This is a genomic window from Desulfovibrio gilichinskyi, assembly GCF_900177375.1.
In the GTDB taxonomy this organism is placed as follows: Bacteria; Desulfobacterota; Desulfovibrionia; order Desulfovibrionales; family Desulfovibrionaceae; genus Maridesulfovibrio; species Maridesulfovibrio gilichinskyi.
This window is the reverse complement of sequence record NZ_FWZU01000001.1, coordinates 339055-353702: the sequence shown is the minus strand read 5'-3', so window position 1 is coordinate 353702 and position 14648 is coordinate 339055. Positions and strand designations below refer to the sequence as shown.

Below are 14648 nucleotides of genomic sequence, written 5' to 3'. Positions count from 1 at the left end.
TTTAATTAAAATTTAAATATCTATAGAACATATTAAATAAAAAATCAGCATATGCCGTTAAGGTTTCGCCATTTTTTTAGGCAGATAATAACTTCCCTTAAAACATCCTCCAGAGTTTTTTCTGCAGTATCAACGCAGCACTCTGCATCTGGATCAGCTTCAAACTTCACATCAACACCGATAACTTCCCCAAGATCCTTGAATACTTTCCCTGTCTTCTGACGTTCCAAAGCTTTTGCATAAAGACCGGACATAACAAGTCCCTGCTGCCTGCCGGACTCACGCTTCATAGCCATGTTGACCGGACATTTCAGATGGACCTCGGCAAAAAATTCTATTTTATCTCTGGCTTCCCTGCGAAAACACAGCTTATGCCCTGTGCCGTCCATAATAACGCTTCGACCTGATTGCATAATAGCAACAGCATCCTGCACAAACAGATGGTATACCCGTCTGCGCTCATCATGCGTATATTCTGGATTAGGAATATATAATTTACGCCTTTCATCGAGTCTCAGCAGAACAGGGTCAAGGCCGTCTTTGCGCATTTCATTTAATAAACCGTCCGCTATGGTGCTTTTTCCGCACCCCGGAAGCCCTGTGAACCATACCGCCCAATTTTTATTAACGCATATACCTTTCGAATCCGGCATAGTCAAAAACCTCCTCCTCAAGCACATTTTCAATAAACCTTAAAAGTGAAGATCGGACTGTTTCGGGATGATCGGGATACCACACAGGAGAAGCTATAACGAGTCCTCTGAAAACAAAGAAAGGTGCAATAACCTGTAAGATTTCCATATCTCCGGTTTTTTCGAGATATCGCTCAAAGTAAGTCATATACATCTTTCTAAAATACTCAGAAAAAGAGCCGCCTTTATACAAACCGAAAAGAATATAATTTGCGGCCATGCAACTTAAATCTCCGGCAGCTTCCCCCCATTCCCCGCGGCTTCTATCTAAAACACTGAAACCGCCCGGACTTCCGACAAGCACATTCCATGGATGGAAATCTCCATGCACAGCGCAAAGTCTGTGCGTATAATGTGCAAGCTTCCATCTCCAATCGATAAGACGCTTTTCAAGCTTTATAAATCTGTCCCGCGAAAAATGTTCACATGGATGACTGTATGCCTCATCGACCAGTCCCATAATACACTCACTGCTTCCGATGAGATCTCTTACTCTGCGCATATAAAGCGCTGGATCATCTTTTTTAAGGGAATGAATATCGGCCAGCCAGTCTGCAAGTTCTCCGGCACATTCATTATCAGTATCTAAAAATTCACCCTTACGGATACGATCGAGATCATTAAAGTAATCGTACCCTTCAAGCTTTTCATTTAAAATAAAAAACTCTTCCGGTTCGCTGAGCGGGATCATTTTTCCGGATTTATTGACGTACCCTAACCCCATAGGCTTTACATGCCGCTTGAGACTACCTGAAGTTTCGTACTGAAACATCAAAACAGCCGCGCGGTCCCAATAAAACTGATGCCCGTAATTATCCCCTTTCATAACGGAGATTACAGTTTCCCGAATTTTCCCCTTAACTTTAAAACGGACAAGAAGAGGCTTCCCGTAGCCGATTTTTTTCATCCCCTGTTTATCAAGTGATCCTATGTCACCATAATCAACAAGGGCTGTTTCGGTACCGAAAGCCTCTTTAAGATATTTTTCAATCATGCCGGCAGTTAATTCAACCACTTCAAAATCCTCCCACTTAATGAAATTAAGTAAGCCAGACGCAGAAAGTTGATAGCCGACAGATTATTCGCAATAAAAGTTATCCGTTCGCGCTATAATTCCCCGAAGCTGGATTTGTAACGGGCCCAGAATTCATCTTCCGTATAAGAATGTTCCTGAGTACCGAGCTTTTCAACACAATAAACAGCACTGACAGCTCCGATATGAGCAGATTCAACCAAAGTTTTTCCAAGAGAAATACCTTTAATAAGTCCGGCTCTGAAAGCGTCTCCGGCTCCGGTGGGGTCTTTAACAACGCTAGCTTTGGCAGCAGGCACGGCAGTTTCACCGTCTTTTTCAACAACAAGACAGCCGTTTTCACCCAGAGTAACGATAATAGAATCACAAATTCCCATTAACTCATCTCTGGTTTTTCCGGTAGATTTCATGATCATTTCAAGCTCATAGTCATTGGCTACAAGAATTTTACAACCTTTAATCATACCGAGTAGCTGTTCACCGCTGAATGCAGGAATATTCTGGCCCGGATCAAAAATGTAAGAAATACCTTTTTGTCTGTATATTTCAGGAAAATTCTGCATATCATCAAGGTTGCCGGGAGAAACAATTGCCAGAGTATTTTCAGGATCAACAGAGGAAAAATCGTAATCGCAGGAAAATTTCATGGCTCCAAGATTAAACCATGTGATCTGGTTATTGGACTTATCTGTAGTAATATAAGCACTTGCGGTAAAATCAGAATCAACGACTTTAAGACCGTCAAGGGCAATACCATGTTTGGTCAGCCACTGGTTATAAGCATCAAAATCTTTACCTACAGTTCCGAGGATCGAAGGCTTTTCACTGAACAGAGACAATGCATAAGCGATGTTCCCGGCTGTTCCTCCAAACCTTTCATCAAGTCCGTCTACGAGCAGGCTTATATTCAGCATGTGAATTTTATCTGGAATAATGTGGTCAGAAAAACTACCCGGAAAGCTCATAATTCTGTCATAGGCCATGGATCCTGAAACTAAAATCTGCATTAATAAATCTCCTTAACTGTTTTAAAAGAGGATAAGTTCATAAGTAGAACTGAGTTCTATATTTTTACAATCGGCTTTATCTATCAGGCAAGCCGTTCCAAAAGCATCAGGTGATATAAGCAACACGCTTTAAACGTTATGCAAAGCCGGACATTATGCTTTCTCATCCGATAAAGTCAATAAACAGCTCGCGCTGTCTGACTTTCCACCCATTCAAAGAACTCTGAATTCCCTTCTTTTGATTCAACAGCGACAATGCAGGGACAATCATAACTATGCATATTTTTAACAGTCTCAGTTACTTTGCCCACAAGAGACGGAACTGTTTTAACAAGCAATATTGCTTCCGTGGAACTCTCAAGCCGACCTTCCCACCAATACATAGATTCCATTTTATCAATAACATTCACACACGCGACAAAGTGACGCGTAAGAAGCTCGCAACCTATTTTGCGAGCTTCCTCTGCGTCACTTGCGGTAATATATATCAGTGTTATATGCAGGTTCTCATCCACGAACTCTTCCTACTGACACAGAACATCATTTCCAGGTTTTGCATCTACCAAATATTGGTTGATAGTAGCTAACTGTGCATCAGTTACGGTCATTCCTTTTTTAACCATTCTTTCATTCGTTTTCTGCCACGCAGCAAGATCCTTCTTACCGAGAGAACGGCATACTCTTTTGAGAGTATGACATGATGAACACTTTGTAACAGTCAAACCGGAACCGTCATTAGACTGAGCTGAAGCCATCAAAGCTCCGGATACCAAAAAAGTCCCTGCGACAAGTAAACTTACTAACAATTTCATATTTTCTCCTCCTACAATTTTATGATTTAATAATACATGATTTACCATACCCTGCAACTATTATAACTTTTGCATACCCCCTATGATGATTGTAAGTTATACAAAGAAATGGTAGCTCGTCCCGATATGAATATAAAGTATAATTCACCGAAAAAAGATGTCGCCAAAAGAGCGGAAGAAATATATTCACGCCTGCTTAAGCGATATCCTGACCCAAAACCGGAACTTGATTGGAAAAACGCATGGGAACTCTTAGTTTCGACCGTTCTTGCCGCGCAATGTACCGATGTCAGGGTCAACAAAGTAACTCCGGCGCTGTTTGCCAAATGGCCAGGGCCGGCAGAACTTTGCAAAGCGGATGTTAACGATATTGAAGAAGTAATCCGCTCAACAGGATTATTCAGAAATAAAGCCAAAAATCTAAAGGCTGCCGCAACCCTTTTGATGGAAGAATTTGACGGTGAACTGCCGCGCACCATGAAGGAAATGACAACCCTTCCCGGGGTGGCCCGTAAAACTGCTAACATAGTGCTCTCAAACGCAATGGACGTGCACGAAGGCGTAGCTGTTGATACTCATGTGAAACGCCTCTCATTTAGAATGGGATTTACAGTAAGCACGAACCCTATTGTGATAGAAAAAGATCTGATGCCTTTATTCAAAAGAGAAAACTGGGGAATTGCTAATCATCTGCTGGTACTGTTCGGGCGCGATATATGCCCAGCCAGAAGCCCTAAATGTGATATCTGCCCACTAAACGATATATGCCCAAAAAACGGAATAGAGAAAAAATAATGACTGAAAACACTAAAAAGCCCGGAACTTTTAAAATTCATGCAACCGACGGCAACGCCCGCCTCGGAACACTTACCACCGCGCACGGGGATATTGAAACTCCGGTTTACATGCCGGTTGGAACACAGGGAACCGTAAAAGGTGTATCGCCACGTGATTTAAAAGAAATTAAATCACAAATTATTTTAGGTAATACTTATCATCTTTACCTCAGACCGGGTGACGAACTCATTGCCCGCAGAGGCGGCCTGCATAAATTTGCAAACTGGGATCGCCCCATTCTTACAGACAGCGGAGGTTTTCAGGTTTTCAGCCTTGAATCAATCCGTAAAATATCCGAACAAGGAGTCGAATTCCGTTCGTACTTAGACGGATCAAAGCATTTCTTTTCGCCTGAAAAAGTTATTTCCATCCAAAATAATATCGGTTCAGATATTATGATGGTTCTTGACGAATGCGTAGGTTACGGAAATGACCGTGAATATACCGACCGCTCACTTGAAATGACAACCCGCTGGGCTAAGCGGTGCCGTGACGCTTACCCTGTAGGGTCTGGAGATCAGCTGATGTTCGGAATTGTGCAGGGCGGATTTCACAAAGATCTGCGCGAAAAAAGCCTCGAACAGCTCGCGGAAATTCCATTCGAAGGATATGCAATCGGCGGTTTAAGCGTCGGCGAACCTATTCCTGACATGTATGATATTCTCAGGCACATCGCACCTAAACTTCCGCAGGATAAGCCTAGATACCTGATGGGCGTGGGAACTCCGCTTGATATTCTTGAAGGAATTGCCAACGGAGTTGATATGTTCGACTGCGTATTGCCTACAAGAAATGCACGCAACGGAACCCTTTACACCAGTCAGGGCAAAGTCAACATCAAGCGCGCCCAGTACCGCGAAGATGATACTCCGCTTGATCCTAATTGTGATTGCTACACATGCAGAACTTTCAGCAAAGCATATCTGCGCCATATATACACATCAAAGGAACTGCTTTCCGCTCAGCTTAACTCAATTCACAACCTGAGATTTTTCTTAAATCTTACAGAGCAGGCACGCGAAGCTATTAAAAACGGTACTTTTGCCAACCTGCGTAAAAAATACGAGGCAGTATACGCTCCTGTGGAATAAGAGTATAAAAAATATGCCTCCGGCGGCTTAACCCCTTTTAGTAAAAGGGGTTAAGAATCCTAAAACTTTTTAGTTGGGTTGGTTATTGGTGTCTGGTTATTAGCTGGGAGTGATTAAACTTTTACGCAAAGGTTTGTATTTTGAAGCTGATACGCAACTTGCTTACTCTGCTTGGGGCAATCACCTTTTTAGGGATTATGGCTTCAGCAGTTCTTTTTTTCTATGCACCGGAAATTTTACACCGAGTTGATAATCTGGAAAAAGCTGATGCAATAGTTGTTTTGGGCGGACAGTATTTCCGCCCAATTTATGCAGCAGACCTTTATAACGAAGGTTACGCCCCTTTAGTTTTAGTCAGTAAACCTGTCGCATATGACGAAGTAAAAGCTATCCGCCGTTTAGGGATACCCCGCAAGCTTCAGTGGGAAATTTATCGGGAAATTTTACTTAAAAAGGGCGTGCCGGAAAGCAACATTAAATACTTCGGCGGCAAGAATATGAGCACGATTGATGAAGCCGAACAGCTAAAAAAAGAACTCACTGAACACAAGTTACCCACTGATATAAAAAAAATTATTCTTGTTACATCTCCGCTTCATACAGGACGTGCAGGCAAAATATTTCGTGATGCGCTTCCAGACAAAGACTTTATTGTTGTCGGAGATCCTTATGAGCCTGTTCTAAAAAAATGGTGGACCAACTTTCACACAGCTCCATATATAATTTTAGAAGCAACTAAAAATGTTTTTTATTATTTAGGTGGAGCTTTCAGAAGTTCTACGCAGAATTAAAAAAACGACCTTCCAAAAAATTGATTTATCTCAATATTTCGGAAGGTCGCAGTATAACGAATTAATTTATCCGGGATTATTTTTTCTAAAGTCCCAGTTGTTTCACAACCTGCTCAAGAATTCCATCAATCTCACCTGACTCAGGAAGATTTAACACATTACCGTCCGTCATTTGCCGTTCAATAAGCCCTTGCAAAGGTGGAATTGTTATATACCATTTGGGAAGATGCGGAAGGTCTGGAGGATTTCCGCCCGTAAAGCGATTTACAACCATAACCTGATTATCCAGTCCCAATTCCTTTCCCATGCGTGCTACATCAGATGCCGTCTGAAAACTGCGCATACTCGGCTCAGACACAATAACAAGGCCGTCAACATGCATTACTGTCCCTCTGCCCAAATGCTCGACTCCTGCTTCCAGATCAACAAGGACGCAATCCTGACTGTCCATCACAACATGTGCCAGAAGAGCCTTGAGTAAGGCATTAGCATCACACGCACATCCTCCGCCTGCATTGGTAAGTCCTCCCATAATAAGCATTCGCTTACGTCCGGGCGTTATACCGGGCAAAGGTGTAGATGTCAGCGGAACATCGACAGCAAGTTCATCCGGCAAATCGCCTACATCAGGATTAAGGTTCAGAAAACCTCCTTCATGAATACGATCATGCACGAGGTCTTTTCTGCTGATTATAGGCTGTGGCAAAGAATCAGGATCAAGCCCTGATGCCTGCCCCAGTGACAAAGCAGTATCCGCGTCAATCATCCAGACATTATGACCTTGTCTGGCCAGCCAATCCGCCATCCATGCTGTAACCGAAGTCTTCCCCACTCCGCCTTTTCCTGCAAATGCCAGTTTCATACCATACTCCGTCGATTTCTATTCGCTGAGTCCAAGTCCCTTGCGCTTAGCTTTGATACGTATATCAAAAAGCTCTGCAGCCTTAACAGGATCAGGTTCAATAACAAACGAAGCCCCGACAAGATCTTGAAGGCCGGAAACAGCAAGGTTGGTAACTGTTTCAGAACCGAGAATATTCGGTGGATGTCCAAGATGAGTATAAATGCCGCTGGCCACAGCGTAAAGACCGATCGCTGCGGCTTTTTCAGAATACCACTCGGGAGAAGAAGCTCCGACCGGAAGATCACTGATATCTACATTCAAAGCATTGGCAAGTGCTGCACAAAGCTGAAGGATGCGCGCGTTATCAACGCATGAACCGTAATGCAGCACAGGAGGAATTCCAAGCGCGCCGCAAACTTTTTTAAGACCGGGACCAGCCATTTCAATAGCTTCCGGCACTAGAAGTCCGGCTTTACCTGCAGCAGTTGTTACGCACCCTGTTACCAGAACAAGAATATCTTTCTTGATTAGCTCCTTAGCAAGACCAACATTCATAGAATCCTGTTTGAACTTTGGGTTGTTACAGCCGACAATCCCGACTGCGCCGCGTACATCTCCGGCAATAATCGCTTGAACCAGTGGATCAAGAGTTCCACCGAGTGCAGAAATTACTGCTTCGTTTGAAAAACCTGTCATAATTTTTACTGGTTCACAGGGAATATCAACACGTGAGGCATCACGTTCAGCGTAAGCTTTAACTGCAAGCCGTACTATTTCGCGAGCTTGCTCAAGTGCGTTGTGTGGATGAATATCAAAATGAATAGCTCCCGAGAATCTAGCTTTTTGCGCAGTATCAATGAATCTGGTGTGATAACAGCCGGAAACCTGAACAAGACTCGGCATAATACACTGATAATCGACAACCACTGCTTCAACAGCTCCGGTAATGATAGCCAGCTCAGTCATCAGATGATTTCCTGCCATAGGAATTCCCTGACGCATAAGCAATTCATTGCCAGTACAGCAAAGTCCCGCAACATTAATTCCGCTAGCACCGAGAGCCTTTGCTTCAGCAATGATCTCTGGATCACGGGCTGCGGCAAGGATCATTTCGGAAACAACCGGATTATGTCCATGAACAAGAATATTTACTTTGTCTTCTTTGATAACGCCTAAATTGGCCTCAGACATGGAAGGTGAAGGCGTTCCGAAAATAACATCTGAAAGCTCGGTTCCGATCATAGAACCGCCCCAACCGTCAGAAAGAGATGTCCTTGCCGCATGAATCATCGTATTCGGAGCATCATTGTCACATCCCATATGGGTGCGATGCATCATTTCTGCAATTTCTCGGTCGACACCGCGAGGAGTCATACCAAGCTTATTCCAGATATCTTTACGTTTTTGAGGAACGCGTGAGAGAAATGATATTTCTTTTTTGCGACTTCCGAAGTCACCGAAAAAGACTTCCAAAAGATCAGTAGCAACGTCTTTGATATCACGCTCTGTAACAGCGATTCCGACTTCTTCGGCTATTCGCCTGAGCTTAGGCTCGTCAGTGATCTTATAGTCAGTAGTTTCACCCTCTACAACAGCTTCAAGAACTTCAATCAAGTCTCGCCCATGGTCAGAATGTCCTGCGGAGCCACCTGCAATAAACCGCCCGAAATTTCTGGCAACAATAACATCTGCATCCGCCCCGCAAACTCCACGAGGAGCTTTGGGAGTAATTTTACACGGCCCCATAGTGCAGTTACGGCAGCTGACCCCAAGTTCACAAAATTTACAATGGGGAGTTTGTTGCTGAAGCCTTTCGTGAACAGTCTCTATCCCCTCAGCCCTCGCCTTGGTTATCATAGCCTGCGCATCATCCCAAATCGACAACTCTTCTACCGGAAGCGGTTGCTTTGCCATACTAGTACTCTCCCTGTTTTAAACGAACAAAAATGAACTGCTTGCCTTGAAAACACCCCTGTATTCAGGACCTCAACTACAAGATAAACAATTCATAATTATTTGTTTGTCGGATATCCGACAAAACAGGTATAAAATACATATATAAGTTAACAATTAACAATCAGCTAAGAAAGTATACACTCATAACGCTATGAATTAACAACATTTTCAAGAGATTTTAAATCTGGAATAAACCATTTTGAGCGTCCGCGTTTTACAACGAGACCTTCGCGAACCATGTTGTTAAGCAAGGTTGAGACAGTTTGACGGGTGGCACCGAGAATTTGAGAAAGTTGTTCAATTGTTAAATCAAGCTCCAGCTCAATTCCGCCATCAACAGGAACACCTGCGCTATGTGCTTCTTTATAAAGGTATCCACTCAAACGGGCATAAATATCTTTAAAAGCAAGCCCTCCGATAACTGAAAATGAATTCTGAAGAATTTTCCCAAGTACACGAACCATTGTCCTATTAAACAAAGGGACTTCGGTCATACAACGCTTCACAGACTGGACATCAGTTGTCAAAAGTGAGCCGTCTTCAAGTGCCTGCACAAAACATCCTGCATGAGTTGAATACAGATCACCAGGTTGTAAAATACCAAGTGTAAATTCTTTATCCTCATATCCAAGATAAATCCGCACCTTTCCGCTTTCAACAATAAAAACTAAATCCTCTTCCTGATCAGGACTGAAAACAATCGCACCTTTCTTAACTTGGCGTGAATTGAACACATCTCGAAGATCTGCAAGTTCTATCCGCTTCAATTCATCAAGAAGATTAATACCGGAGAATTTCATAAGGATCCTCTTTAATTACAAAACTAATTTAAAACTACATGGCAACTTAAAAGGATCGTTAAAACAAATCATAAGATTTTTTTATAAAATTAAATTTTCTAAGCGGGTTCAGACAATTTTTTCCCTCCATCCGCGCATGAAGTGGCCTGCACCATTTGGTCAGCGCACAGTGCAAGAGAAATATCCTTACCGCTATCTACAAGGACTTGCTCCATCTCATCAATAAGATCTGAAACATATACCATACAAGAGCTGTTAATCCGTTCTGTAACGCCATTACCATGACCTGAAAGAATTGATAGAATTTGTAGCAAAGTAATTTTTTCAGGAGATACTGCAAAAGTATAAATATCTTTTTCTGCTTCCTCGTCGCTTCCTTTTACCAAAAGGCCACTGACAACAAATTTATCAAGCATCGGGGTTAAAAAGCTGACAGGAACGCCCATATCATTTGCAAGGTCTTCAACATAATAGGCTTGCTGTGCACTATTAAACCGCACGCTCATTAAGCTCAAAGCCAGCAAAGATACTTTTTGTAAATCTTCCATACTGGCATCAGGCATAAAACGCTGCTGCCGATATAGCATTACATTTTGCACCGCATAACTGATTTCAGAACCAAGCAGAACTATAACCCAGCTCAGATAAAGCCACATTAAAAAGATCGGTAACTGTGCAAAGCTTCCATAAATTGCATTATATTTGCTAACCCCTATCTGCCAGTTAATGTATGCCCACTGCGCCAGTTGCCAAACTGTTCCGGCTACAATCCCGCCAACACCGGCACTGAAAAGGCGGACTCGCGTGTTCGGCATAAAGGCATAAATAAACGTAAATGCAACCCAGATTAAAACCATCGGAGCAAGTTTAATGAAAAAATTTTCCATAGTTGAGACTCCGTAAATGTCCTGCAAAGAAGCAAGAACCGCATGTTTCTGTATTGAAACACTAACGCTTGTTGCGGCAATAACGGCTACCGGGCAAATAAAGATGACTGAAAAAAAATCTGTAAATTTCCGCCAGAACGTCCTGCCTTTTTTAACTTTCCAAATTACATTAAAAGCTTTCTCGACAGTTCCGACTGTAGATAAAACAGTAAAAAGTAAGGTCGCAATACCTACTGTTCCTAACGTCTTAACGTTTGTATTATCTACATATTCAAGCATCTTAGCCACGACTTCTTCTTTTCCTGCCGAAACTTTAAGAAGCATTTCGTGAATATATGAAGAATCCTGAAAGCCGATTCCTTTTAAGATAGAAAAAGCAACAGCTATAAAGGGGACAATTGAAAGCATAGTTGTAAAAGTTAAAGCGGAAGCCCTGATCATACATTGATCTTTCCAAAATCCATAAAAAACAAGATATAGTACACGCGAACATGTGTAAAAAAGTCTGCGTAAAAAAATTGCATTATTAGAATCCCAGTTCCAAATTTCATTTGTAAAAAATTCTGAAATTATGTCTCCAATTTTTCCAACAGTCATCGAGAACCTCCTTAAAAACCTAAAATTGGAACAATGCTAAATTTCAATATCAGCTAACGTTAACACTTTTAAATCTTGTCAGAATAGCAATTTGCTAAAAAAGCTGAAAGACTGTTCCGGTAACCCCAATATATCGCTGAAAACTTCATTCCAACGTTGAAGACCTAAAACGTTCACCTGCGGATCACTAAGCCGGCCGGAAACATGGACATCTACGCCTGAAATAGCACCTAAAAAGGCATTTACAATTTTTAAATATAAATTCGGTAACTTAATAATATCGGCATTAACGTGCACATTAATAGAATCTGCGGGAATACTAAATCCGCCTTTAGCTGTAGCACGCATATAAGCAGTATTCAGTAAGAATTTTTTGACGGTGAAAACACCTTTATCACCATCAATTACGCCTTTTAAAACTGAAAAATAAGTCGGATTGAGTTTTTTCGAGTCATCACTTTTCGGATCTACTTTTTTAGCAAAAAGGTATGAACCGTTAACAACTTTAAATGCATAATGCCCGCTCAAAGTATCAATAAAATCTATATTGGCACTGGAATGACCGCTGAGTTTAACAGAGGAGTCCGCAATTCCCTTAACATATTCCCTGCCTGCATAATCAGCAAAAAACAACCCGGCTTGAAATCCCCGAGCTTCCAGGTCCGTTTTTAAAGCAACCGTACTGTTTTTAAAACCTATAGAAAGCTTACCGGCAATGTTCCCCTGATGGAAAATACCTTTAATATTTTTTATATTGATTACGGAGTGCGTCATATCAACATCTGCACTTAATTTCTCCCCTGCAAAATCATAAATACGGAATGCATCGCAATTCACTTTTCCTGTTGCATTTACAGACTCCAAGAAGGCTTCCGGAAACTGCCATTCAGCAACTTTAGGAGCTCCGACTTTTCTAAATCCAACAGGTCTTTCTTTGGCGGCAGGCTCATCAGGGGGCAAAAACTTATCCACATCAACATCGTCAGCTTCTAAAACAAAATTAAGAACAGGCTTCTTAAAATTACTAATCTCAAAAGTACCTTTTGCAGTTGAATTATCAAGACTGCAGCTATTAACACGCAAAATAAGATTATCGCCGTTAATCTGGTAAGCACTATCCAGAGCAAACGAGTTAAAAGCTTTGGGGTCTTGGGTAGCAGGTTTACTTATACCGAACACGTTGAATATATCTAAGCAATTTGTCTTATTCAGTAAAAGATGGCCAGTAACCGCGGCAGTTTCTTCAAATAACCTTTCAGAGCTCAGATCGCCCTTAATATTGACTTTGCCGCTGCTTACGACAAAATTATTAAGCTTGATGCTTTGATTTTTTAAAGCAGCTTCACCTTGGCAGGCAAACGTGACTTTTTGTTTAATAACAGGAAGCGATTTGCCATCAAGTGATAAAGACAATTCCCCGTTTTTAACCATCAAACTGTTTGTAGAATTTCGCGCGGCAATAACATTTCCTGAAAAAGCACCGTGAACGTTTGCCGTGGGATTGAGTAATTCACATGAAAGGTTTAATTTCAAATTACGCCCTGTCATTCCCTCTAATGAATCGATTGTAAGAGGAGCAACAGTCACGCCCATATGAACATTCCGTCCGCTTATCTGTCTAAATTCGGCTGGAATATCTTTAGAACTTAGAGAAGCTTTGACATTAGTCCCATCCATTGAGATCTCAGCTTTAAAATTCTTAATAATTTCGCTAAGAGTCCTGCCGCTTGATTCTAAAGACCCGAGAGCAACTCGCCCTTTTCCTGAAGTAAGTTTTAATCCGTCAATTTTAACAGGAAGTAAGGATAATGAAATAGGCGAAACTAAGCCATCTCCGGACAGGAACAACGTGTCTTTATCTTTTTGATTATCAAATGCAAGATTCGCTTTAACAGCAAAATTTCCATCCAGATAAGTACCGTTTTCCACACTGACGCTGGCAATTCTAGGTCCGGGAGAAAGAAATAAACGGCAATTATCCATACGTAAACCGCCATAAGCCAGTTTACCTATTTCAACTTTTCCATTGCATGGAATACGCCGCACCAAATCGGCAATAACAAGATTTTTAAATTTGCTCGTAGCAGTTGATTCAGAAGAACTGGTTGATTCAGATGACTTCTTCAGCGCAAAAAGTTTAGTATAATCATCGAGAATAAGACTATCGGCGGTAACATTAAACTCTACCCACGGATTTGCATAATCCTTTACAGAAAATTCACCTCGAAAAACAGTATCATCAATTGCCAGCACTAAATTCTTAAACTCTGTTTTTTCCAAGGTGGAATTAAACGCAACAGAAAAGGATGCGGAATTTAGCACCTTATCCATTTCAGGCGGGACCTTTTCGGGAATGAATCTGGAAAAAAGAGCTTTAGGCTCAAATTTGGTAGATTTTAATTCGCCTGCAAAATCAGGGGCTCCATAAATATTATTACATACAGCAGAACCTGTAAGGCGAACACCGAGACCTTGCAAAACAAGATTCAGGACATCAATCTTCCCTTTAACTAAATCAAAATCAAGTGACGCGATGCCTTCAATAGATCCGCCGGAACCTAAAAGTTTGTCACTCGCGACATGCAATGAAAGAGATGTGTCCGAAAGATCAACGTTTTCATCATTAAACGAAGCATTGAGCAATCCTTTAACTTCGGCTTCAGCGTCGATATTCAGTAAATCTGTATTTAGATTTGCACTGGCGGTGAAAGCAACAGGACTACCTTTTATGAGAGGTCCGGTCCTTATACTTACCCCGGAAACATTAAACTCGTTTCCGGTTAAAGCGTCACTGTATACACAAGTGGCATTCTCTACACTTACTCCGCGGACAGATATGGATTTAAATAGAACCGCACCAGCTCCGCTTGCGCCGTGCTGATCATTTGATGAAATATGTTCTAACGGTAAATTAAGTTTTCCGTCTTTTCCCCGGTAAATTCTGAGCACAGGTGAGTCGACTATTACAGTATCAAGTTCAATTTTACCTATAAGAAGAGGTAAAAGACGAACCTTAAAATCAATATCTTTAACAGTAGCCATGGGGAGTGAATTATCCGCAGAAATGTCGTTTACAGAAACAGCTCCTGTCTGAAACCCAAGCCATGGGTAAAATACAAAATCTAAATTTTCCTCAAAAACGACTTGGCGACCGGTTATTTTCCCGAGATAAGCTTCAAGTTCATTTCGCGGACTTTCCGATTCAATATAATAAATACCGCCCATTACCCCGGCAAGCAGGCATAGATCGAACAGTAGAAAAATAATCCAAAATATTTTTTTTACTCTGAGCAGCACACAC

The 14648-nt window shown here is 41.7% G+C and carries 13 protein-coding genes; 3 read left to right on the top strand and 10 right to left on the bottom strand.

Annotated elements, in window-relative coordinates:
• Nucleotides 1-44: 44 nt before the first annotated feature.
• From B9N78_RS01665 to B9N78_RS01645, 5 genes are all read right to left on the bottom strand, one after another.
• Nucleotides 45-653 carry an adenylyl-sulfate kinase gene (locus B9N78_RS01665; RefSeq protein WP_085097389.1) on the bottom strand — a complete coding sequence of 203 codons (609 nt, stop codon included), beginning with the start codon at nucleotides 651-653 and terminating at the stop codon, nucleotides 45-47.
• Nucleotides 625-1707: a phosphotransferase family protein gene (locus tag B9N78_RS01660; protein WP_085097386.1), complete on the bottom strand. Its 1083-nt coding sequence runs from the start codon at nucleotides 1705-1707 to the stop codon at nucleotides 625-627. Before B9N78_RS01660 ends, B9N78_RS01665 begins: the two co-directional genes overlap by 29 nt.
• A gap of 92 nt (nucleotides 1708-1799) precedes the next feature.
• Nucleotides 1800-2732: a carbohydrate kinase family protein gene (locus tag B9N78_RS01655; RefSeq protein ID WP_085097383.1), complete on the bottom strand. Its 933-nt coding sequence runs from the start codon at nucleotides 2730-2732 to the stop codon at nucleotides 1800-1802.
• A 176-nt stretch (nucleotides 2733-2908) separates the two neighbouring features.
• A complete protein-coding gene (gene cutA, locus B9N78_RS01650; protein ID WP_245805433.1) occupies nucleotides 2909-3247 on the bottom strand; it encodes a divalent-cation tolerance protein CutA in 339 nt (112 codons plus the stop codon).
• A gap of 9 nt (nucleotides 3248-3256) precedes the next feature.
• Entirely contained in the window at nucleotides 3257-3544 is a 288-nt protein-coding gene (locus tag B9N78_RS01645; RefSeq protein WP_085097381.1) for a hypothetical protein, read from the bottom strand.
• A gap of 126 nt (nucleotides 3545-3670) precedes the next feature.
• On the opposite strand from B9N78_RS01645, the gene nth reads away from it, so the two are divergent.
• From nth to B9N78_RS01630, 3 genes are all read left to right on the top strand, one after another.
• Nucleotides 3671-4339, top strand: a complete 669-nt coding sequence (nth, locus tag B9N78_RS01640; protein WP_085097378.1) for an endonuclease III — start codon at nucleotides 3671-3673, stop codon at nucleotides 4337-4339.
• Nucleotides 4339-5472 (top strand): tRNA guanosine(34) transglycosylase Tgt, encoded by a 1134-nt coding sequence (tgt, locus tag B9N78_RS01635; protein ID WP_085097375.1) that lies wholly within the window; start codon nucleotides 4339-4341, stop codon nucleotides 5470-5472. The genes nth and tgt overlap by 1 nt, the downstream gene beginning before the upstream one ends.
• A gap of 140 nt (nucleotides 5473-5612) precedes the next feature.
• On the top strand, nucleotides 5613-6263 hold the full coding sequence (locus B9N78_RS01630; RefSeq protein ID WP_085097372.1) for a YdcF family protein: 651 nt from the start codon (nucleotides 5613-5615) through the stop codon (nucleotides 6261-6263).
• Between the two features lie 85 nt (nucleotides 6264-6348).
• On the opposite strand, the gene B9N78_RS01625 is transcribed toward B9N78_RS01630, so the two are convergent.
• The 5 genes from B9N78_RS01625 to B9N78_RS01605 all read right to left on the bottom strand — a co-directional run bounded on the left by B9N78_RS01625 (nucleotide 6349) and on the right by B9N78_RS01605 (nucleotide 14644).
• The gene (locus B9N78_RS01625) at nucleotides 6349-7125 is read right to left on the bottom strand and encodes an ATP-binding protein (protein WP_085097369.1); all 777 of its coding nucleotides are present in this window, start codon (nucleotides 7123-7125) and stop codon (nucleotides 6349-6351) included.
• Nucleotides 7126-7143: 18 nt separating this feature from the next.
• On the bottom strand, nucleotides 7144-9021 hold the full coding sequence (cooS, locus tag B9N78_RS01620; RefSeq protein ID WP_085097366.1) for an anaerobic carbon-monoxide dehydrogenase catalytic subunit: 1878 nt from the start codon (nucleotides 9019-9021) through the stop codon (nucleotides 7144-7146).
• Nucleotides 9022-9212: 191 nt separating this feature from the next.
• Nucleotides 9213-9863 (bottom strand): Crp/Fnr family transcriptional regulator, encoded by a 651-nt coding sequence (locus B9N78_RS01615; RefSeq protein ID WP_085097363.1) that lies wholly within the window; start codon nucleotides 9861-9863, stop codon nucleotides 9213-9215.
• Nucleotides 9864-9961: 98 nt separating this feature from the next.
• On the bottom strand, nucleotides 9962-11347 hold the full coding sequence (locus tag B9N78_RS01610; RefSeq protein ID WP_085097361.1) for a YihY/virulence factor BrkB family protein: 1386 nt from the start codon (nucleotides 11345-11347) through the stop codon (nucleotides 9962-9964).
• 78 nt (nucleotides 11348-11425) lie between these two features.
• Nucleotides 11426-14644 carry an AsmA family protein gene (locus tag B9N78_RS01605; RefSeq protein WP_085097358.1) on the bottom strand — a complete coding sequence of 1073 codons (3219 nt, stop codon included), beginning with the start codon at nucleotides 14642-14644 and terminating at the stop codon, nucleotides 11426-11428.
• Between the last annotated feature and the right edge of the window lie 4 nt (nucleotides 14645-14648).

Excerpts from the sequence above, each read along its gene's own strand:
- tgt (WP_085097375.1), top strand. The coding sequence starts at position 4,339 with ATGACTGAAAACACTAAAAAGCCCGGAACTTTTAAAATTCATGCAACC.
- nth (WP_085097378.1), top strand. The coding sequence starts at position 3,671 with ATGAATATAAAGTATAATTCACCGAAAAAAGATGTCGCCAAAAGAGCG.
- B9N78_RS01645 (WP_085097381.1), bottom strand. The coding sequence starts at position 3,544 with ATGAAATTGTTAGTAAGTTTACTTGTCGCAGGGACTTTTTTGGTATCC.
- B9N78_RS01615 (WP_085097363.1), bottom strand. The coding sequence starts at position 9,863 with ATGAAATTCTCCGGTATTAATCTTCTTGATGAATTGAAGCGGATAGAA.
- B9N78_RS01610 (WP_085097361.1), bottom strand. The coding sequence starts at position 11,347 with ATGACTGTTGGAAAAATTGGAGACATAATTTCAGAATTTTTTACAAAT.
- B9N78_RS01655 (WP_085097383.1), bottom strand. The coding sequence starts at position 2,732 with ATGCAGATTTTAGTTTCAGGATCCATGGCCTATGACAGAATTATGAGC.
- cooS (WP_085097366.1), bottom strand. The coding sequence starts at position 9,021 with ATGGCAAAGCAACCGCTTCCGGTAGAAGAGTTGTCGATTTGGGATGAT.
- B9N78_RS01665 (WP_085097389.1), bottom strand. The coding sequence starts at position 653 with ATGCCGGATTCGAAAGGTATATGCGTTAATAAAAATTGGGCGGTATGG.
- B9N78_RS01625 (WP_085097369.1), bottom strand. The coding sequence starts at position 7,125 with ATGAAACTGGCATTTGCAGGAAAAGGCGGAGTGGGGAAGACTTCGGTT.